At 43.3% G+C, this 19,984-nt stretch carries 18 protein-coding genes; 10 read left to right on the top strand and 8 right to left on the bottom strand.

The window, feature by feature from the left end; translation table 11 throughout:
- Window positions 1–175 precede the first annotated feature (175 nt).
- Window positions 176–718: a MauE/DoxX family redox-associated membrane protein gene (locus B2W36_RS05780; protein ID WP_293886811.1), complete on the bottom strand. Its 543-nt coding sequence runs from the start codon at window positions 716–718 to the stop codon at window positions 176–178.
- Between the two features lie 277 nt (window positions 719–995).
- Window positions 996–2,150, bottom strand: a complete 1,155-nt coding sequence (locus tag B2W36_RS05775; protein ID WP_293886809.1) for a hypothetical protein — start codon at window positions 2,148–2,150, stop codon at window positions 996–998.
- 365 nt (window positions 2,151–2,515) lie between these two features.
- Between B2W36_RS05775 and B2W36_RS05770 the strand changes: the two genes are divergently transcribed.
- Window positions 2,516–3,469: a LytTR family DNA-binding domain-containing protein gene (locus B2W36_RS05770; protein WP_293886807.1), complete on the top strand. Its 954-nt coding sequence runs from the start codon at window positions 2,516–2,518 to the stop codon at window positions 3,467–3,469.
- Between the two features lie 99 nt (window positions 3,470–3,568).
- Window positions 3,569–3,700 carry a hypothetical protein gene (locus tag B2W36_RS05765; protein WP_293886805.1) on the top strand — a complete coding sequence of 44 codons (132 nt, stop codon included), beginning with the start codon at window positions 3,569–3,571 and terminating at the stop codon, window positions 3,698–3,700.
- 5 nt (window positions 3,701–3,705) lie between these two features.
- Here B2W36_RS05765 and B2W36_RS05760 read toward each other — a convergent pair whose 3' ends face one another.
- The 3 genes from B2W36_RS05760 to B2W36_RS05750 form a co-directional block, all read right to left on the bottom strand.
- Window positions 3,706–4,959 (bottom strand): hypothetical protein, encoded by a 1,254-nt coding sequence (locus B2W36_RS05760; protein ID WP_293886803.1) that lies wholly within the window; start codon window positions 4,957–4,959, stop codon window positions 3,706–3,708.
- Between the two features lie 121 nt (window positions 4,960–5,080).
- A complete protein-coding gene (locus tag B2W36_RS05755) occupies window positions 5,081–5,707 on the bottom strand; it encodes an outer membrane beta-barrel protein (RefSeq protein WP_293886801.1) in 627 nt (208 codons plus the stop codon).
- Between the two features lie 59 nt (window positions 5,708–5,766).
- Complete coding sequence (locus B2W36_RS05750; RefSeq protein WP_115047482.1) at window positions 5,767–6,540, bottom strand: hypothetical protein; 774 nt, start codon at window positions 6,538–6,540, stop codon at window positions 5,767–5,769.
- Window positions 6,541–6,864: 324 nt separating this feature from the next.
- On the opposite strand from B2W36_RS05750, the gene B2W36_RS05745 reads away from it, so the two are divergent.
- Both B2W36_RS05745 and B2W36_RS05740 read left to right on the top strand, forming a co-directional pair.
- A complete protein-coding gene (locus B2W36_RS05745; RefSeq protein ID WP_293886799.1) occupies window positions 6,865–7,407 on the top strand; it encodes a hypothetical protein in 543 nt (180 codons plus the stop codon).
- Between the two features lie 39 nt (window positions 7,408–7,446).
- Window positions 7,447–7,974 (top strand): hypothetical protein, encoded by a 528-nt coding sequence (locus B2W36_RS05740; protein WP_293886798.1) that lies wholly within the window; start codon window positions 7,447–7,449, stop codon window positions 7,972–7,974.
- A gap of 106 nt (window positions 7,975–8,080) precedes the next feature.
- Here the strand turns inward: B2W36_RS05740 and B2W36_RS05735 are convergent, their stop codons facing one another.
- The 3 genes from B2W36_RS05735 to B2W36_RS05725 are packed head-to-tail and all read right to left on the bottom strand — an operon-like array spanning window position 8,081 to window position 9,538.
- Window positions 8,081–9,007 carry a HipA domain-containing protein gene (locus tag B2W36_RS05735; protein ID WP_293886796.1) on the bottom strand — a complete coding sequence of 309 codons (927 nt, stop codon included), beginning with the start codon at window positions 9,005–9,007 and terminating at the stop codon, window positions 8,081–8,083.
- Complete coding sequence (locus tag B2W36_RS05730) at window positions 9,000–9,335, bottom strand: HipA N-terminal domain-containing protein (protein ID WP_293886794.1); 336 nt, start codon at window positions 9,333–9,335, stop codon at window positions 9,000–9,002. Before B2W36_RS05730 ends, B2W36_RS05735 begins: the two co-directional genes overlap by 8 nt.
- Complete coding sequence (locus B2W36_RS05725; protein ID WP_293886792.1) at window positions 9,335–9,538, bottom strand: type II toxin-antitoxin system Y4mF family antitoxin; 204 nt, start codon at window positions 9,536–9,538, stop codon at window positions 9,335–9,337. Before B2W36_RS05725 ends, B2W36_RS05730 begins: the two co-directional genes overlap by 1 nt.
- Before the next feature lie 307 nt (window positions 9,539–9,845).
- Between B2W36_RS05725 and B2W36_RS05720 the strand changes: the two genes are divergently transcribed.
- The 6 genes from B2W36_RS05720 to B2W36_RS05695 all read left to right on the top strand — a co-directional run bounded on the left by B2W36_RS05720 (window position 9,846) and on the right by B2W36_RS05695 (window position 19,845).
- Window positions 9,846–10,709, top strand: a complete 864-nt coding sequence (locus B2W36_RS05720; protein WP_293886790.1) for an AraC family transcriptional regulator — start codon at window positions 9,846–9,848, stop codon at window positions 10,707–10,709.
- Window positions 10,710–11,072: 363 nt separating this feature from the next.
- On the top strand, window positions 11,073–14,231 hold the full coding sequence (locus B2W36_RS05715; RefSeq protein WP_293886788.1) for a SusC/RagA family TonB-linked outer membrane protein: 3,159 nt from the start codon (window positions 11,073–11,075) through the stop codon (window positions 14,229–14,231).
- Between the two features lie 45 nt (window positions 14,232–14,276).
- Entirely contained in the window at window positions 14,277–15,752 is a 1,476-nt protein-coding gene (locus B2W36_RS05710) for a RagB/SusD family nutrient uptake outer membrane protein (protein ID WP_293886786.1), read from the top strand.
- A 19-nt stretch (window positions 15,753–15,771) separates the two neighbouring features.
- On the top strand, window positions 15,772–16,914 hold the full coding sequence (locus B2W36_RS05705) for a DUF4859 domain-containing protein (protein WP_293886784.1): 1,143 nt from the start codon (window positions 15,772–15,774) through the stop codon (window positions 16,912–16,914).
- Window positions 16,915–16,994: 80 nt separating this feature from the next.
- Window positions 16,995–17,963, top strand: coding sequence for a hypothetical protein (locus tag B2W36_RS05700; RefSeq protein WP_293886783.1), 969 nt, complete (start codon window positions 16,995–16,997; stop codon window positions 17,961–17,963).
- A 22-nt stretch (window positions 17,964–17,985) separates the two neighbouring features.
- Complete coding sequence (locus tag B2W36_RS05695) at window positions 17,986–19,845, top strand: DUF4859 domain-containing protein (RefSeq protein WP_293886781.1); 1,860 nt, start codon at window positions 17,986–17,988, stop codon at window positions 19,843–19,845.
- The last annotated feature ends 139 nt before the right edge of the window (window positions 19,846–19,984 follow it).

Raw genomic sequence — 19,984 nt, 5'->3', positions numbered from 1 at the left:
TAATTTTTAAGTTTTTTTACTTTAATTTTTTAAATTTCTTTTTTATCCCTTCGCTGCGTCGGTTTTCTGTACGTAGCCATCGACAGTAGCGCTGGAACACCATAAGTGTCTTTTGGCAGACGCGCCCTTCACCTGGATCAGCCTCGAATCCAAGTTCCGCTGTTAATCGGGTACACTATTCTTTTTTTAACCTAGCACTGGTTTTCAATTTCATGACATCTTGAGCTTCTGAATTTATCGCTATAAGTATGGGGTGATGCCCCCCACTATGGCTATTATTGCCATTTGTTGAACCGTAATTTCTAAACACGGATAATTCCAGGTATAGGCCGATTAGGCTGATCAGTAAAAATCCGATATTGAGCCACAGATGCGCCACCCAGCCCACCTGATGGAACACAAGGCCGCATCCGCAGGGGATTTTGCCCCATACGTTTAAGATCGCCAAGCTGACATAGCCCACAAAAACCACCATCAGCAATGAGGACAGTCCAAATGCCCATATTCTCATCTTGGGCACGATAAACAGTAGACCCACCGTAAGCTCAATCGTGGGTAAGGTATTGGCAAGTAAAATTCCCAGACCATCGCTAAACGGCTGTTGTATCATCGCAGACTTGAACAGTTCATAGTCGATAAACTTGTCCAGACTGATCGGGATCCAAAGTGCCATCAGTGTAATGACGATGATCTGATAGGTAATCTTTTTCGCTTTCATGGTGTATACTGTGTAAGTCTGAAAGCAAAGAAAAGACAATAAGCGGCAATCTTATATAGAAGGATTTCGCCAAGCAAACCGCCTTTAAAGCAGCTGGGGAAATGGTGACTGATGTAATTGGGGATATGGCGGTTTTACTGCTAGTATAACCGAGAGCAGCGGGAGAAGCGTATGCAAAGGATGCAGCGTGCTGTTTTTGGGGACAATAGGCTATGCGGGAGGTGCCTGCACTGGAGGGGGATAAAGTGGAATCCCCCAAGTTTTTTTGAAAAGGCCATTATTTTCTTCGCTCCACTTCTTCAATGTCGTTTTTTATACAATGCAGCATTTCTTTAAGCTTATCTTCGATGATATAGAGGCTGAGTATATGCTCAAATTTGTTGAATTTGGCCAGCTGATTGGCCGTGATGCGGTTGCCGCGATCGGTAACGGTATGCTGCGCTACGCCAATGGCTGCATCGCTTTTATGCTTATTTTTAAACAGGCCCACTTTACTGCAATAGTGGAATAGGCAGGTAAGACCCTCGCCCGTCAGCGTCGTATGGATCCCATTGGAAGACGCGAGAATCTCGGGTCGTGAATCATTGTTTACCGATGCCAGTTTCGACATTTTTTCAAGATAATCCAGTTCGGCCCAAATGTATTCATTCATCGTTGTTTTGAGATGGGGTTGCTCAATGTCGTAATAAAGCATCGGCAGGGGATGATAATGGGTAATTTCTTTTTCCATAAGCAGCAGTATAGACAGCTTTTCCGAACGGGGAAGCGTATCGATCTGCGCTTCGAGCTGTTCATGCCACCGGTTGCATAAGCCGAGATAGTTAAAGTTGTAGCGGATCAGTAACTCAATAAAACGTTTGGCGTAATGCTTGACACGCTTATCATGGGCCAGGTTTTCTAGCGCCGAAAGGAAAGTTTCCAGCCATTCGACATGGTAGTACAGGAGCTTGGGCGGCTTATGCTCGTCAAACAGGCTATTTAAACCATATTGGATTTCTAAAAGATATTTTTCGTCGAGCTGCTTGGCCTGTAAGTACACCGATAATTGAGCAAGTTTTGCGAGGCTGTTCGATTTGAGCAGCTGTTGGTCGTATAGGGGCAGCTCTTCCGACGGATTCATATGCTCTTTAAAGCGCTGAATGCTCTGGCCAATACTCTCGTGCAGTTTTTTAATGGTATCATCCGGCTGCTGGGCCTTGTACAGGTAAAGCTTGTCAAATAGCAGCCTGAATTTGGTGTAATAGCGGCGAAAAGATTCTTTAGCCATGCGCGATTTCGCGTGACTGATATAGAGCTGTTCCGAATCGCGTATCAGCGCATCGCAGGCGATGACGATCGCTTCGTCGCTTGGTATATAATTTCCATTCGGGTTATCGTGCAGTAGGCCATAAGCAAGAATGGCATCTTCCAGTTGGTTCAACGATCGGATCATAACTTATTTTTTTAAGGTACATGGTCATTCGGTCTGCACCAAATGGCATTGCTGTAATTGTTCATCCAATAATGAATTATGCTATCATAAAATTAACAAGGTCTTTCCTCGAAGTCAAGGTAAAATGTTGGCATCGGAATGAATGGTATAGAACAAATGTTTAAATCTTGCTATAGGGGTGTCTATAAAGGGTTTTTTAGCACGGTATAAAAATAAAATTGTAGGACGAATGGTAGCCTGAATTGCATTTTTATAGAGAAATAAGGCCGTATTTATGCAATGCTGCCGAAGAATGCAAGGCTTTTATATTTTTTTATTTGATAAATTAGTTATTTTAGGTTGCCTTAATCAATTCCACAATTTTTATGCAGACTAAAAAGCTTATCGAAACCTTTCATTCCGAGATCCATGTCCACTACTTACCGATTAGGCTCCAGCTACTTTTGGCGATTCTATTGGGTAATTTTTTCTGTTCGCCCGGCGCGTTTCTTGTTTTCGATGCGCGGTATTCGGCACCGATATTCTATCTGTACTGGCTTCTTTCCGCATCGATCGCTATGGCGGTGCTTAGCGGTATGCATATTTTTAACAGGTACTTGGATAGCAAACGCTCTTGGCTGACGGATTTTAAACCTAGGCTAATCAGGCAGATTCTATACGGATTAGTATTGCCTTCGTTGCTCACCGTAATTTTCGCCGTGCTGGTATTTTTACCATTGAACGAAGAAGGTTGGCGAGTCATTATGCGCTACCTGTCCAACGAATTTGGGTTCCTGTTTTTGTTTATTTTTATCTTGAATCTGCTCTTTATGGTGATGTATGTGATGCGGTTTGCCCGATTTGTGAAAGATCAATACTTAGAGGCCGAAATTGAGAAAACAGTCCTCCGGGAAATCATTGTCACCTACGAAGAGCTGCCGCTGAAAGCGGAGGCCGAACGGGTAGACGATATTTCGGATGCGGTTAGTCTCGATTCCTGTCTGAAAGTAAAGTATGGTTACGAAGATAATTACGTGCCGCTGCATGGGATTGCGCTTATCAAAAGTTCGGCAGATGACAAAAGGCTGCTTACCTTAACCGGAAGTCGCGAGTATACCCACAACTATAGTCTCGACAACCTGATGAAGGTACTTGATCACGATCAATACTATCTGATGTACAGGCGTTATATCGTCAATCGGAGTATTATAAAAGGATACAAGCCTTTAGCCAATGGGGTGCTGGCTATCGCGTTGAAAGATAGCTTCGGCAAGCATGAGGAGGTAATGGTTAGCCGGTATGATGCTGCTCACTTTAAGCGTTGGTTTGATAAGAAATAGCCTTGACCTGGGATGTTTCTTCCGTGATAAGCTATTGGAAAATTTATTGGAGTAGTGTAAAGGTGTTGTGCCTGTGTCAGCTAGAAATCGAAAAATGAAATGTTTGCTGGGAAGCTAAACCAAGCGAAGGGAAATAGTGCCGGTAAAGATGAGAAGACCTATGTATTGGTGACCAATAAGATCAATACCGATTTTAATAACGATGGAAAGATTAACCTGTCAGGAAGGTAGATTTTTTATCGCAGTATTAGTGCGCTGCTTATTGGCTTTCCTTTAGGATGCGGTCGTTGGGGCCATATGTTCATTAATGCCTCGTCTTTTCCTTTCATATAATTCTCGATCGTATACTTAATATCGATATCAGGTTTTAGCGGTCCTTTTTTCCCTTTCCATACTTCCCAGTATTTCGTCGAGTAGGCAATTACGATGTCTGATTTTGGTAAACTGAATCCTCTAACTTCTCCGTAATGATTGATTGAACCACTGGTTTCTTCACCAATAAAGGTTGCATTGGAATTTTTCTTCAGTTCAACGGCATTCATCACAGCCGAGGAGAAGGTATTCTTGCCTATCAATACAAAAAAACTGTCTTTTCTATTCAGGTAGCTGTTTTTGATTTGATCAATAAATGGTGTTAAAATACCGGAATTCCCGCCGTTGTTATACCTTAGATCCAGCACAATTTTATTGGGATGTTCGGCATTGATCAACGTGAACAACTCCTGATTGAATTGATCGAAAGGGTGGGCCGGATCTTCCCGGCATGTCGTATAATTAAAATAAAGAATTTTGTGAGCAGCGTCATAATCGTACCAATAGTTTCCTTTTTTCTTTTTTGAAAGTAGATTGACTGCACCTGCTGTTAGGTTTAATTTTTTTAGGTCATTGCCTTCCGATGACGTCAATTTTATCTTACTGATTTTATTGTTCCGGTCAACAAATGTGAATGCTGCTTCTTTGTCCGAATCGATGATGCCAAGGCCTTTTAAAAAAGCCGGATTGTTGATGAAACGGAGCAGGTGATCATTGAAATACGAGCGGTTTTCACTTAGGATAGCCTCCTTAAATAAAGCATTAATCTGTTTGAAGCTGTGGTTATTGATTGCGACTAATTTGGTTCCCAATAACGATGCAAAAGCTGGATCTATAGCTGTTATGTAGACTTCATCATTAAACATATCCAGCTGAATGGGAAGTATCCGATTGAATTTTGCTTCAACAAATGTATGCTCATCTTTTATACTTACCACAAGTTTGAAGAGCGCTACGGTGAAGGTCTCATAATTCAACGAATCCGCTTTGCTGGCAATGTCATCGACGAGCTTCTCAAAGGTAGCTTTTGTGGTTTTAGCAAATAGGTTGGTATGTTTGGCGGGCAATGTTCTTTTTAAAAAATCGAGGTCTTCAAGAAAGTCTGCTTTAGTCAAGGTCTGTGAAAAGCCGAGAGTAGAAACCAAAACAAATAGGATAGTAAATAGTAGTTTATTCATGATCATTTAAATGCAACCTGCGGTAAATAATAGTATAATTTTAGGTTTTCCTGTTGATAAAGATATAAATTTTCTTCAGTAGAGAAAATGGAAAAAGAGGCTGTTTAGTCTGTGATTTATATTAATCCTTGGCAAACCTATAATTTAATCCAACCGCAATTCCCAAAACCTGCACGCGATCGTAATTTCTCCCCGATTGGAAAGGGATGAGCGAGTACGTCTTATAGTGTGGGGACAGTGTAACAGCAAACTGTTGGGATAATGGAATTTTTGCCCCCAGTCCAATATGGAAACCTATACCATTCTGCTTGTCTACATGACTATTTGAGTTTTGCTGGATATGTAACATAGGTCCCGCATTTGCATAAAGGTATTTTAAAAATTTTACCCTGGCGTCTAAAGGGAATTCCCAAATAGAAAGTTCCGAGGAATATTGCATCCGCTCCACCGATGGATCGACTATTGCCGATGTTGTCGTAATGTTCTGGTGAGAATAACCCAGACCAACACCAAAAGACCATATTTCATTATAGTGATACCCTACGCGGAGCAATCCGGCTATATAATTTTTACTGGCGTCGCTACCGGCTCCCATAAGGCTCCTCCGCGGTCCAATAGTACGCTCTGCTAGAGGAGTAAAAGAAAGTTCGATCTCATAACTGCCACTATTGTTTTGCTGCGCGTAAAGTGCGGTTCCTGATAAAGTTAATAGGGAAAAAGATATCCCGGAAAGTAATTTTTTGAGCATATGAATATCGGGTTATAGATTTTATAATTGTTTTCTCTTTTAATTGGCGCTAGTTCTCACTAGAAATCTAACTGATAGCGTGTAAAGCTTCCTTTTTCTGAATTAACAGTGGCGGCCTTGTCGAATTGTAAGGGGTTCGGTCCATTATAGCCTTGCCATTTTAATACAGATTCCATATCGGCAGGAATGGTTACCCTAACGATGGTATCCAAATCACGAGGAACAGGAGCAATAGAAAAACCCGTATTGGATTTCTCTGGACCATAGCTAACCGAAAGCATCTTCAAATCGAGTTTTTTGACATTTTTTACATGCAACTCCATTTCGCCCCTTTTAAACAGCATTATTCGTTCATCAGTTGGCATGTCATACTTGAGCTCGTCCAAGTCATAGGAAGCTACGCTTTGATACGAATCTGGATGATATGCATTAAGATAATAACCATTCTTTTTGACGCTAACTATAAAAAAGCCATGTTCGGATAGGTATTTGCTGGCATCAAATCGAAAACTATATTTCCCTTTACCATCTGTCTTTGTTTTCCCCAAACTTATAGATGGTTTAAGGAACAAACTGTAATATTGGAAAGAAATCCCAATTTCTGCATCAGATAATAATTTGTTCGCAGGAGTATCCACTACAACGCCCGATAGTACAATACAATTCTGCGCACAGGTTGTGCCATCGCGCTCATCTTTTTCGCACGCAAATAGAAAGAATGGTAGGATAAAGAGCAACCATTGCCCTTTATTTACTTTTTCAAATATGTTCAGCATAATAAAATAGAATAGGTCAGTAAGAAGTATTACTGGAAAATCAATAAAACTGCGCATTTCGTTAAAATAGGTCTTTTCATAATTTATTTTGATACTATACTATTGCAAACGGAAATAATATGCGTTATGCTACAAACTTAATAAATATAAGTTAATAGTTCGCTCCAGACTCTAAAAGCTGCAATAAAGCTGCAATTTGGTTACAGGATGATTGGGCATTTGCGCGGATAATGTCTCCCAATTGACCAATACATAATAAGCTATTGGAAAATTTATTGGAGTAGTGTAAAAGTTCTCCGCTTGTGTCAGCTAGAAATCGAAAAATGAAATGATTGTTGACCAACTAAGGTATTATTCTTTGAATTTTAATAAATTAGTAGGATGAGATATTTAATAGTCCTATTGTTAAGTTGGTTTACTTGCTATTCGGCCGCTGCACAAAACCAAGCGAAGGTAAATAGTGCCGGTAAAGATGAAAAGACCTATATACTAGTCGCCAATAAGATCAATACCGATTTTAATTACAAATTACTGGACAATTTTGAGCAGTCTTTTTCGGATCTGGTTGCGGAAAATAATAGTCGGGAATTAATATTTAATCCGATCGGTGGCAAGTACCACTATTATAAATTTATCGCCACCTATAAAGCGCGGGGTATATTACCGAATAGTGATCCTGCCAAACCGGAGCAAACCTTCCACAATATCTTGATCATCAAGACGGATGACCAGCAAAAGATTGTAGATGGCTATCATTTTGTGTTGGAATGGGCTGAAAAGCCACTATCTTATCCCTTATTTAAGGTAAACACTACGGGTATACCCCTGCAGGAAGGCTTGTCTTTAAAGCAGCTCAATCTCAAAAGAGTGACGGACAATTCGGATTTTGATAGCGATGGTAAGATCAAACTGTCGAGCCGGTAACGTTTAAAAAAGAAGTTAAGAATATCTTAGAACAATCGTATGGAATTGGATAGCCTTTACATAAGTATTAAAATAGAAAAATCGAGATTGAACGAGTTTTTTTCTTTTAAACCGATTTCCCCGAACAAAGACGATAATTGGTCGCAGTGGTGGGAGAGCCGGCAGATGTACAGCAAAACAACGTTGGAAATTATTCCAAGTTATTCACAGGCGCGCATTCGTGAAGTCTTCGATAATCTGCTTAAGGATAGATTTTACGGTGCGAAGGAGTATTATGATGAGGAAAAGCAACACTGGACATTTGCCGTATTGAACTTCAGTGAAAATTATCTTGAAATATTGCCGATGCTAGCTCTCTTAAAACAACTGGAGGGCTATGTTTTGGAGGGTTATGCCCTGATTTTTGACTGGATGTGGGGTGGTGATACGGTAATGGCCTATGTTGACTTTACTGCGGGAAGTGCCTTGCTCGAAACGGTTACTGAATCTTATGCGGTCGAACTCAAACGATTTGAAGAAGCTAATCAAGGCTTACAATCGCTGGCTGAAGAGTTGGGGGCCGGGTAGCAGATAGCAGTGGCTTCCTTAGTCAAGGTTTGTGAAACACCGAAAGTAGAAGCCACAATAAAGAGGATGGTAAATAGGAGTTTATTCATGATCACTAAATTCTTTTCTATAGTTCGATCTGTTTTAATTTAGTGTGGACAATTTGAACATATTTTTCTTTGAAATCATCTGTTAGAAAACTGTGATCAATTATTTCTTTAACTTTATCAACATTTCTCCTGAAGTCTTTATATATATTGTCTCTGACCAGTTCAGAAATTCCCAAACTTTGCGCAAGCTGGTTAAAATCTGACCGTTTTATTTTTCGTTTACGACCACCCAATGTGAGAGCCATATCCTCCTTATCCTTTGGATAGATTAAGTTGACATTAATGAGATCATATGCTGGTGATAATAAAACGCCATGATTGGTATGCATTAATGAAAAATTCTTGAGATGCATGTCGTTATTTCCTGTTAAAAAGCTAAATAGTACGAGTCTAAAATATTTGATTGCATCTAATCCTATGTTGGAAGCAAACTGCTTGATGATTTTTCCTACGCGTTCATAGGAGCTATTGTACTTTTGCTCGGTCAGTAACTGGGATAACTGACATAAATCTTCAACATGGATTTTTTTGTCCTTCTTACGGTCAAATCGTTTTGTAATGTATGCTAGTTCTCCAGTGGAAGTTCGTATTAATGCGTGTTTTGCTGTTTCTATCTTAAATAGCGCTGCGAGGTGCATGGTTAGATCTTCTACTTCCGGCATGAGTAGATATTCTTTCGATTGAGGTTTCAGGATATAATCACCCCAAAGGCCAACTAATGTAAGTCGCTTATTCCCTTTTTCTCCTTTTAGACTGATTGATATTTTTGGCTGTACGCCAGTTAATGCCAATCTCTCGGTTACAGTAACTTCAGCTAATTTTTTCAATTTTTCTTGGTCCAACTCCAAATAGGGAACTTGTGTCGTTCCAAAAAATGTTCGTGAACATGCCGTATGATAGTCTCCTGTTTCAACTGGTTTATAGCAAAACAAACAATTAGCCATCGTTTTCCGCCTCCATCGGATAAACAGAAACTGCTCCTATAGTGTCTCTACAGAGGTTGATTAATAGTGCAAAACGATCTCTAGGATTGAGCTTCCAATGTTTTTCGCCGATTTCCAATAACCATCCTTCGGGAATTAATCCATCAAAAAACGGAAATAGTATATTGCTATGATAAACGTTCTCGGAAATCGGTAAAGTTAGACTGATAGGTTGTGGATCCATTTTTTTTAGATAGTTCTCGTCATAACTAAATGAATAACCATGATCAGTCTCAATGAGATATCCAGCTAAATCATCGTGAAAATATATTTTTGCTTCGCGCGCCATCACTCTCTAATTTGATCAATTACACCAACCTCTTTACCGAATAACGCCAATATGTCGTTTACTTTGTCTAAACGTAACGTTTTTTTTCCTTGCTCAAGATCACGCACAAACCGTAAGCCAACTCCAGCATTATCAGCTAAGTCTTCCTGTGTAAGCTTCAATTCTTTCCGTTTCTTTTTTACAAATAGTCGTAGTGAATCCATAATTATACCCTTTCTGATATAAATATAGTAAATATTGTTAAATTATACTACATCGGGTATAAATTATTTGTTTTATATCTTTTTTATACCCGTTCGGGGTGAAAATTTTAAAATCTATAGTGCGATTTTGGTTTTATAAAGCTCATACTAACGTAAAAAAGATGATAGCTGTTTGGATATAATTTATATATATGCAAATTGTAACCAATTATCACCGTATTTTAACATCTTTGGTTTGAGTATTGCAACACCAAATTGGCTTATGTATATTTAATGTCATATTGACAATTAACTAATCTAACTTGTTATGAAGCCAGTTCAATTTAAAGTTCCTGCCCCTCAGGACAAATCTATCTATATTCAAGAAGATGTGCTGGATAAATTTTATCCATACATGCATCGTCATGAAGAATATCAATTAATCTGGATCAAGGAAGGTATCGGCCAGCTACTGGTGGACGATAATGTACATGAATTCCAGCCGGGAGACATTTTTCTATTGGGAACAAACCAGGCCCATGTTTTTAAAAGTTTCTTTGCAGGCGAACATGTGCGCTCGATCTCTTTATTCTTTAGCACCAAAGGTGCACTGTCTACCATGGCGACGATGCCCGAACTCCGAAACCTGATCGATTTTGTGCATAAATGCCAGCGCGGATTTAGGGTTCCATCCAAACTTCATGCAGAGGTATCTCATTACATCGAAATCCTGCAAAAGTCTGATTTTTTGGATCAGCTCGTAAATTTCTTCTATTTATTAAAAACGCTCAGCAAAGTATTCACCGAACTGGAACCGCTTTCGGGTGTACAATTGCCCAAAAAAGAAATCTCCAAACCGTTCCGGATAGAGAAATTATGTCAATTTTTGGAAGAGCATTTTAAAGAGGATATCAGTCTGGATGAAATCGCCGAAAAAGCAAATCTGACGCCACACGCCTTTTGCCGCTATTTTAAAAATTGCACGGGAAAAACATTCATCGCCTACCTGAATGAACTGCGTATCCGCGAAGCCTGTAAATTGCTGGGGCTGGGTCGGCACGATTCGATCTCGCTGATTGCCTACGATTCGGGCTTTAATAGCATCACCAACTTTAACCGTGTTTTTCGCAGTATATTGGGCATATCGCCCAAGATATATGTGCGCAACTACAGAAATTACCTCTACGATTAGCCGAATTTATAGCCACGGCCTTATTGACGTGCCGTTTTGCTAATCGCAACCCTATCCGTCTAGCTAACGAAGGTATCTATCCATAGCTTAGCTAGACGGATTCACTGTTTTTATACCCTCATTGGCCCTACTGTACCGCACCGGAAACCCACCATTTCTTTTGTTAAAATGTTAGAATGAGTGGGTAAGATCTGACCGAAATCCGCTGCTTCGAAGTACTATTTTTGTTACAGAAAGAAGAACTAATCAATTTTTAACATGCTGCTCATATCCTTTTTGCGAAAAGGATCGCGTTTGTCCCAGGGATCTAATGTGTCATTGCCAGTATGCTAAACTGAACATCTGCTTAACGAAATTATGACTATGTATGAAAATCTTCCAAAAAAATGCCTGACGGGTATTTTTATGTTGCTGCTGTTGCTATGTCAACAGCTGTATGCGCAACAACAGAGAACGGTCACGGGGATCGTTAAAGACGAAAAAGGCACCCCTCTGCCTGATCTCAGTGTTTTAGAGAAAGGCGTCAGCAATGCGACGAAAACGAGTGCTGATGGAAAATTTACCTTAAAACTCAAATCGGCAAATCCAACCTTGATTTTTAGTTCCCTCGGCTATGTGCGGCAAGAAAAACAGCTGCGTGATGGCGACAACAGCATCCAGATTACCATGAAAGAAGATGGGACGGGGCTCGATGAGGTCGTTGTAATGGGCTATCAGGATGTGCAGCGGCGCAAAACGACGGGTGCCATCACTACCGTGAAGGGTAAGGATTTTGAAAATACGCCTTACGCCACCTTCGACGCCATGTTGCAGGGACGTGTGGCGGGTCTGACAGTATTGAGTACATCGGGCGAACCGGGTACCAATAACATCGTCAATATCCGCGGAACGAGCAACTTGGGCTTGGCCGATAATCAGCTGCAGGCTCCCTTGTATGTCATCGACAATATTATTTACGATGTGAGCGATATACAGGCGGCTTACGGAAATGCAAGCCCGTTGCAGGCTATCAATCCCAACGATATCGAATCGGTCGATATCTTAAAAGATGCCTCGGCATCGGCCATCTATGGTGCCCGTGCCGCAAATGGGGTCATCATCATCAAAACCAAACGTCCGGCAGTGGGGAAACCCGAAATCAGGATCTCGGCATACAACGGGGTTTCGAGCCGTCCGGCCATGAAGCCCATCACCGTGGGCGCAGCCGAGCGTAGGCTGAAGATGAATCTGCTTTATCAGGGTGGATCGTACGACTGGTTCAACAATGGCTTGATCAGTCCGATGTTGACGGATAGTTTAAACCCTGCATTTAATAATAATACGGATTGGCAGGGGCTTTTTCTGCAGTCGGCCAACATCAACAATGTCAATATGAGTATCGGTGCCACCATGGAAAAGTTTTTATACCGTTTCTCGGCACAGCGCTACTATGAGCAGGGTGTAATGATGGGCTATGAAAATGAAAACCTGACGCCGCGCCTCATGTTGCAGGCCAATCCAACAGACAATTTTCAGTTTGAGACCAACTTGTTCGCAGGTTTTACAAAAGCAAAACATGGGTCGGGGGACGATACAAAATACCCATTTAGTACCTGGGGATTTCCTTCTTCTTTCTATCAGATTACGGACGTAGACCAACAGATCTATACGGGGCGCTACGATGGTATGATGGACCGCGATAACGCGATCAGCCTGAATGGAAATTTCGCCGGAACACTTAAAAAGTTTCTGATCAATGGCCTGACCCTACGTTCGCAGTTTTCGTTCAATGTCAACAACAATACGCGTGATCTTTTTCGTCCCAAACTGCTGACAGGTAATAGAAACTATGCTCAGAATTGGGTGAACCAAAATAAACGCTGGGAATGGGAAACCTATTTTAACTACATCAAGAGCATTCGCGATACCCATAATATTAGTGCCGTGTTGGGTACCGGTATTGAACGCAATACGTCCAATGCAAACTATATGTATGGCTATAACGACAATGGGAATTATGTAAAAACCGTAACGGGTATCCCTTCCGGCCCCGATCTCTATGCGACAACTTCCATCAATGAGCGCTCGCGTGTATCGGTATTCGGTCGTTTTGGGTACGATTACAAAGACAAGTACCTGCTTTCTGCCAGCTATCGCATGGACGCATCGTCGCGTTACAGCAAGGACAACCGCTGGGGTATTTTCCCGTCCATCTCCGCTGGCTGGGTGCTTTCGCAAGAGCCCTTTTTCCAGGGGGTGAAAAATGCAATATCCTTTTTCAAAATACGGGGTAGCTATGGTGTTACCGGACGTGACCCGGGCTCATACTACGCACGCTATACGGGGCTGACTTTTGATGCTTCATACGCTGGCTCGGTATTGGAAAATGGTATCGGTGGTTCGGTACTCTCTTATAATGGCAAGCCTACTGTAGCGCCTAATTATGGCGCGGCAGCAACCTCGCCGACGATCCGATGGGAGCGCTCGCCGCAGTTTAATGCCGGTTTTGATATGAACCTCCTGCACGATCGCGTTACCGTGACTGCCGATTTTTATGTGCGCGACTCCAAACAGCTGGTATACGATCTGAACATGCCATTGACCTCAGGATACAGCACGGTTTCCAACAATTTTATCAGTGTGAGAAACAGTGGGGTAGAAATGACGCTTATCTCACGCAATATGGCTCCGTCGTCGGAGTTCCAGTGGACCACCAATTTCAATATTGCTTACAATAAAAACTATGTCACCAGCCTCCCTGGCGGTGGACAGGAAATACAAGTGGGTCCGGTATGGATGCAACGTGCACTGAACGTAGGTCAGCCTATTTTCCCGTTTAAAGTATGGGATGTGGATGGAGTATATGCGACCACTGCAGATGTACCTGTAGATCCTTTGACAGGAAAAAGACTCACGCATTTTAGGGGGAATTTATATCAGGCCGGCGATCCGCGCCGCCGGGATGTGAATGGAGATTACACCATCGACCACAACGACAAAATTGATATGGGAAATCCGAATCCTGACCTCGTGGGCGGATTTATCAACCAGTTTTCTTACAAGAATTTTAGTTTATCCACTCTGGTGAGCTTTGTGTTTGGACGCTCATTATGGAACGGTTATATGTCGGACAAATTGCAGGATGCGGGTTCATCTAACCTGTATTCGACCTGGGGTACCAATTCGGCCATTGCTGGCGATTTTAACCCCAGCGACTTCTGGATGAAAGATGGGGATCAGACCAAATACCCATCGCTGTTTCACAATACGGTCGACAATTGGCACATCGCCAACAGCACATTTGTGGAAAATGCCAGTTTTGTACGCCTCAAAAATATTCAGCTGAGCTATATGTTCCCACAGGCCATCATAAAGAAGCTTAAATTGAAAATGCTCCGCGTGTACGGGGTGGTGGATAATGTGGCTGTTAAGTCTTGGTCGACGGTGCCAGATCCTGAAGCGGTGGAAGCCAACGGTTATTCAACGGGTAACGGATATCCGATCCCTAAGAAATGGACTATAGGCCTGGATGTTACCTTTTAATCGTGTCAGTTCCATCGCATAACGGTGGCTTAAAATTAATTAGAGATGAAAAGAAAAATATTGTTTTTAGTGCTGAGTGCTTTCATGTATCTCGCTTCGGGCTGCTCCAAGTTTCTGGACATTGAGCCTGTGAGTTCGGCAACAGATGAGAACTTCTGGAAAACGCAGGAAGATGCCAATAGTGCAACCAATGCCATGTATGCGCTGCTGCGGAAGGCCCTAAACCAGGGCAATGGGATGGCCTATTATGTATATGGCGATCTGCTGTCGGACGAAATATCTTCTTCGACCGATGTCGATATTAATCCGCTTGTAAACATGCAGCTCAATATATCCGTACCGGCGTTGGAAACTTGGCGGCCCGTGTATCAGCTGCGGCGCTATGATATCTTTTATCAGGTCATAGACCAGGCCAACCGCGTGATCCAAAGGCTGCCCAAGATGGACGAAAATGTTTTTAACGACGTGTCGGTACGCGATTATTACATCGGCGAAGCTTATTTTGTGCGCGCATTTGCTTATTTCTATATGGCGCGGGTATGGGGTACGGTGCCCATCATAACCGAATCTGTAGCGCCGATCGATGCGGTCAATCTGCCTGCCCGAAAAGAGAGCGATGTGCTGGATCAGAGTCAGGCAGATTTAACCAAGGCACTAACGTTATTGAAATGGAGCAATATCGACCAAAATGATTTTGCAACGCGTGCAAATACGGGTGCAGCACTTGCCCTACAGGCGCACCTGAGTGCCTGGAGAGGCGAATATGCCGACTGCATAGCGGCGGCTAAATCGGTACTGGAAAGCGGCGAATATTCGTTTGTGGGACGGGACAGCCTCAACTACCGCGGTATCTATCAGGGAAAATCCAATGAAGGTATCTTCGAGATCGCCCAGAATGGTGAAAACGAAGGGACTAATAGGGGGATAGGGTACTATTCACTGGCGGGACCTTATTTTCGGAATTTTACAGATCCGATGTTAAGAATCAGTCAGGATTACCTTAAAACGCTCTTTAAAGACAGTAACGACAAGCGCTTTAAAAGTGTATTCGATGTGGCTTATAGCGGTAACTATGCATTGTGTACAAAATATGCAAATGTAAAGTACTCGGGTAATACCTCAAATTACAATGCCATATTTAAAAATAACATCATCATCTTTCGGTATTCAGACATCAAGCTGCTGATGGCGGAGGGACTGGCCGCAACAGGCAAAAACAGTGCTGCTGAAAGTATCCTAAATGAGATCCGGACGCAAGCAGGACTGCAGGTCTATAAAAACGAAGAACCGCTTAAAGAGGCCATCTTTAGTGAACGGGCGCGCGAACTGTTTTTGGAAGGCCATCGCTATTACGATCTGGTGCGGTTGTACAAGAATTTTAACATCTATAAATTTCCGGAGAGTAAAATGAACCAGGCGCAGTTTAATGCGAAGAAATACTTTTGGCCTTTTGACCCTTCGTTATTGTCGGCCAATCCTGCACTCATTCAGACACCATACTGGAGCACTGTCAATATGTAAACCACTAAACTTGAAAAAAATGAAAACCTTATATCGATTAGCGTTGCTGCTGGCTTTTGGACTGACAGTGATCGGTTGCAAGAAAGCGGCTTATCTGACGGACGACGGTCTCCATAAAGCCGAAGTCAATCTGTCTACTTACGACTACCTGGCCGCTCATCCCGCTGGGATGTTCGATACCTTGTTGCTGGTGATCGACCATTTTAAACTGAAGGATGAAATTAACAAAGCCAAAACGTTTTGGGCGCCCTCGGATTATTCGGTCAATCGCTATTTTAAGCAAAAGGCAGACTCGGTAAAGTTTGTGGATGAAAATGCGCAATATTCTTTTGACCAGTTTCTAAGCGAGATTCCAATAGATTCCGTCAGGGCATACATCTACAACGAGGCGCCTTACGATCTGGCAACGGCCAGCACCGCGTATACGGCAATCAAGAATACATCCAATATAAGTGGATTTGTCTACCATAGGCAGAAGCAACCCAAACCCCTTTGGTCTTCGGGGCCTGTCTATAATTTATACTACGTCAAAATACGGGGTGAAGCGGATCAGATCAGTCCCGACGGTATCGTTACCGTAAAAGAAGATGACATGGCCGATATGCGGGTATACTGTCAGACAACAGGCATAAAAACAGCCTCGGGCACCACGCTGAATATATTGGCCAACACCCATACGTTTATCGGTGATTTTACGCCACGTATCCTCACAGGGCCTAGAATTGTGGAAGCGGGTTCAACGCTCACCTTTAATTACGACTTGAGCATCAAATATGATGCAGCGGGCTACACAGGTACCACAGTAGATGTGCTGCTTCCGCGATTAGCGCGCTTTTATGGTGTGGAAAGTGGAGCAATACCGGCGCTGGTAGGTAAAGATATCACCTACTACGCCGTGCAGCCCGATGGTACTTTAAATGCAAACAGTACGGCCAACGCACCGGGGCACTGGTTTGACGCCAGTGGCAAAACCTGCTCGTGGGGTACAGATGCGCGCATTGTATCGGAACTGGCAACCGCAACAATGACCTTTAATATTTTGCAGTATCCGGGCCAAACAACAGTGGGAAATACTTACACGGTCCGCCAATCGCTGGTGTACAAGTCCAAAACTAAAGGCGATTTGAATGCTGTTTTTGTATTCAACATTAAGATCAAATAAATTATGAACCTAGCTAGGTTGATTCCGGAGCAATGCGGAATCAACCGGGTGGTTCTGTCACAAATGAAAAAATAAAACAGATGAAAAAACGAAGTTTTATCATAGGCATAGCGGGATTATCGGTGTTGGTATTGAATTCCTGCAAGAGTGACCAAGTCGGTTATTTAAATGAAAATTTGCGTTATAATGTGGAAAACCTGCAGGTCAACCAGGGGGCTGTGGTATACACGGATGCCATTGTGGCCAATGGAAGCACCACGCCGCTGACCGTGAATCTGCTGGCGGTACGAAACAAGGAGACGGGTGAGGTGACCACAGAGTTTACTAAAGAGCATGAGATATCCACCTACCTTGCCGAGGTTACCTGGCGGGATACCACCCTCGATCAATTAAATGCGAAAATTGGGAAGGCTAAATATCCACCGATGATGCTCAATGCGACGGGAGGCCGGGTAGGATTTACACAGGCAACCCAATTTGTGACCCCGGGGCAGTACACCATCGATGTGGAGGTGAGCAATGTTGCCGGACAGAAAAAATTTAAGAGTATCCTCGATTTTAATATCATCGGTGCTAAAAAGGAGGATATTTTATTTAAGTCGTGCACAAGTTCGGACTACGGTGCCGAGGCTAATTTTTTACCCTATACAGACTATGAGATCAGTGTAGAGCACGAGGCAGAAGGGGAAAACAAAATCATCTACGTATGGGAAGATAAAAACGGCAAGCCATTCAACCCCAAAAAAGGGGAGGTCATCAAGCGTGGCGACCGGCCTACATTTAAAAATTGGTCGCCTTACTATCCGGAGGAAGTTACTGATACGGGCTTGGTGTATCGCTACCCGAATGTTTCGGGCTTGGTATACCCCATCATGAACGGTACCTATGTGGGCACGCAATTTTGGTCGGGCGATCCCATTTCTTATTACCGTATTGTGGGTACGGCGAACAGCTTGGGGCGTAACCTCAATCCCGTATCGACCATCAAATACTACAGAAGCGGTACCTATACCGTGCGCTTCCGTTTTTTGACCATCACACACAGTTGATCTCTACCTATAAATAGTTCAAATGATGAAAAGTATAAAATTGAATAGACTGCTGCTGACACTGGTCTCAGCATTGGTGTTAGTGTCGCTGGGATGCAGCAAAAAAGAGGTAGAACCTCCTGTCGAAGAGGAGACGACCACCCCGCCCACGCCCGTAGGGACAGATTCGTTGATGATCTATAAGCCCAAAGAATTTGCGGGGATGGACTATAACGATAAGGGCAGTAAATGGTCCTACTCGCGCAGCCGCCAGTCGGAGCATTTTATCGTCTTTTGGGAACCGAGTTATGGAAAGAATGATCCCAATGCCAGCGCTGTACCGGAAGAATATCGGGTGGATATTGATGATCTTTTGGCCAAAGCTGAGCAATTCTACGCATTAAATGTCAATACCCTGAAGTTTGCAGAACGCAAGGTCAACCGATCCAATCTGGATAAGTACAAGATGATGATTTTTGTACATTACACGACCGAATGGATGGCCTATGGTGGCGGTTACGACGATCTGATCGGGGCATTGTGGATCAATCCGGCCACCTGTAAGCCGGTGGGTTCCGTCATTGCGCACGAGATCGGGCACAGTTTTCAGTACCAGGTATTTGCTGATCTGAAAGGCGACCATGGCTTTCGTTACGGCTATGGCGGAACGAGCGGTAATGGGTTTTGGGAGCAGACCGCGCAATGGCAGGCCTATCAGACCTATCCGGATCAAGCGTTCTCAGGCCACGATTTTACCGTCTATACAGAAAATTACTTTCGCCATATTCACCACGAGAAATATCGCTATGCCAGCTATTTTATTCATTGGTATTGGACCAGCAAACATGGCATCGATATGATCGGCCGTATCTGGCGCGAGGCGTTAAAACCCGAAGATCCCGTGCAGGCTTACATGCGTATCACGGGTATCGATGTGAAGCAGTTCAACAATGAGATCTACGATGCGGCCACCCGCTTTGTGACCTGGGACCTGAACAGCATCCGGGATTATGGAAAAAATTATATCGGTAAGCTGACAACCAAATTTACACGGCAGTCCAATGGAAGTCTCCGCGTCACTTACGATCGCTGTCCGGGTACGACGGGGTATAATGTGATTCCGCTGGACGTACCTGCCGTGGGAACAAAGGTTTCGGTAGCTTTTAAAGGCCTGCCAAACGCTGCCGGGTTCAACGCGGTGGATGCCAGCCGTGCAGGGTGGCGCTACGGCTATGTGGCCTTGCTGAAAGATGGTACGCGGGTATACGGTGATCGGATGGAGGGTACAGAGAATACAGCAACCTTTACTGTTCCGGCCAATTGCAGCAAACTCTGGTTTGTGGTCACGGGCGCTCCATCGGTTTACCAGCCGCATGCCTGGGATGATAACGACAGCAACGATGAGCAATGGCCTTACGAAATCAACATTCAGGGTACAAACGCTACCGGATACAATGCGGTGAGCAGTCAGCCCAAAGATATCGCACTCAGTTATGATGTCAGCTTTGCTGCCGATGCGAAGAACTATTCGGGTACACAAGTAAGTGTCAACGCCGCCCAGCTAGGGGAGGCCTTTGGCATAGCTTCGGCAGACCTGGCGGGTTTGATGAGCAGCGGCAAAATTAAATTCTATGCGGTAGAGCCAAATGGAAGTTTAAATCCCAACATGACGGCTACGGGCTACGGACATTGGTTTACGCCTGCCGGCGCTGTCACCACATGGGGGGCCACGGCGGGTTTGTTTTCGGAATTTAATGCCAGTACGCTAACGTTCTCGATCGGACAATATCCGGCGGTGCTGGCGGCAGGAAAGAAATATACCGTGAAGCAGGCCATGGTATATACCTACGAGGGTACGAAAACCGTGCAGGCCACCTTCACATTTAATGTGAACATCAATTAAGAGTATGTTAAAACCACGAGATCAGGTGGTGGTTCATATGTTTATGTTTAGTTTAAGCCACGTCGGGAGATGTGGCTTTTTTCGCAGCCCATGAATTCATAATGGGAGAATTTGTAATTTGTCAATTTTAATGTAAGTT

It is taken from the genome of Sphingobacterium sp. UBA3549 (assembly GCF_002376635.1).
Classification (GTDB): Bacteria; Bacteroidota; Bacteroidia; order Sphingobacteriales; family Sphingobacteriaceae; genus Sphingobacterium.
This window is presented reverse-complemented; position numbering and strand designations above follow the sequence as displayed.

Bases quoted from the DNA above. Each gene is read 5' to 3' on its own strand.
- B2W36_RS05735 (WP_293886796.1), bottom strand. From the start codon at position 9,007: ATGGCTAATTGTTTGTTTTGCTATAAACCAGTTGAAACAGGAGACTAT.
- B2W36_RS05695 (WP_293886781.1), top strand. From the start codon at position 17,986: ATGATGAAAAGTATAAAATTGAATAGACTGCTGCTGACACTGGTCTCA.
- B2W36_RS05705 (WP_293886784.1), top strand. From the start codon at position 15,772: ATGAAAACCTTATATCGATTAGCGTTGCTGCTGGCTTTTGGACTGACA.
- B2W36_RS05775 (WP_293886809.1), bottom strand. From the start codon at position 2,150: ATGATCCGATCGTTGAACCAACTGGAAGATGCCATTCTTGCTTATGGC.
- B2W36_RS05760 (WP_293886803.1), bottom strand. From the start codon at position 4,959: ATGAATAAACTACTATTTACTATCCTATTTGTTTTGGTTTCTACTCTC.
- B2W36_RS05740 (WP_293886798.1), top strand. From the start codon at position 7,447: ATGGAATTGGATAGCCTTTACATAAGTATTAAAATAGAAAAATCGAGA.
- B2W36_RS05715 (WP_293886788.1), top strand. From the start codon at position 11,073: ATGTATGAAAATCTTCCAAAAAAATGCCTGACGGGTATTTTTATGTTG.
- B2W36_RS05780 (WP_293886811.1), bottom strand. From the start codon at position 718: ATGAAAGCGAAAAAGATTACCTATCAGATCATCGTCATTACACTGATG.
- B2W36_RS05745 (WP_293886799.1), top strand. From the start codon at position 6,865: ATGAGATATTTAATAGTCCTATTGTTAAGTTGGTTTACTTGCTATTCG.
- B2W36_RS05730 (WP_293886794.1), bottom strand. From the start codon at position 9,335: ATGGCGCGCGAAGCAAAAATATATTTTCACGATGATTTAGCTGGATAT.
- B2W36_RS05700 (WP_293886783.1), top strand. From the start codon at position 16,995: ATGAAAAAACGAAGTTTTATCATAGGCATAGCGGGATTATCGGTGTTG.
- B2W36_RS05720 (WP_293886790.1), top strand. From the start codon at position 9,846: ATGAAGCCAGTTCAATTTAAAGTTCCTGCCCCTCAGGACAAATCTATC.
- B2W36_RS05765 (WP_293886805.1), top strand. From the start codon at position 3,569: ATGTTTGCTGGGAAGCTAAACCAAGCGAAGGGAAATAGTGCCGGTAAA.
- B2W36_RS05725 (WP_293886792.1), bottom strand. From the start codon at position 9,538: ATGGATTCACTACGACTATTTGTAAAAAAGAAACGGAAAGAATTGAAG.
- B2W36_RS05750 (WP_115047482.1), bottom strand. From the start codon at position 6,540: ATGCGCAGTTTTATTGATTTTCCAGTAATACTTCTTACTGACCTATTC.
- B2W36_RS05755 (WP_293886801.1), bottom strand. From the start codon at position 5,707: ATGCTCAAAAAATTACTTTCCGGGATATCTTTTTCCCTATTAACTTTA.
- B2W36_RS05710 (WP_293886786.1), top strand. From the start codon at position 14,277: ATGAAAAGAAAAATATTGTTTTTAGTGCTGAGTGCTTTCATGTATCTC.
- B2W36_RS05770 (WP_293886807.1), top strand. From the start codon at position 2,516: ATGCAGACTAAAAAGCTTATCGAAACCTTTCATTCCGAGATCCATGTC.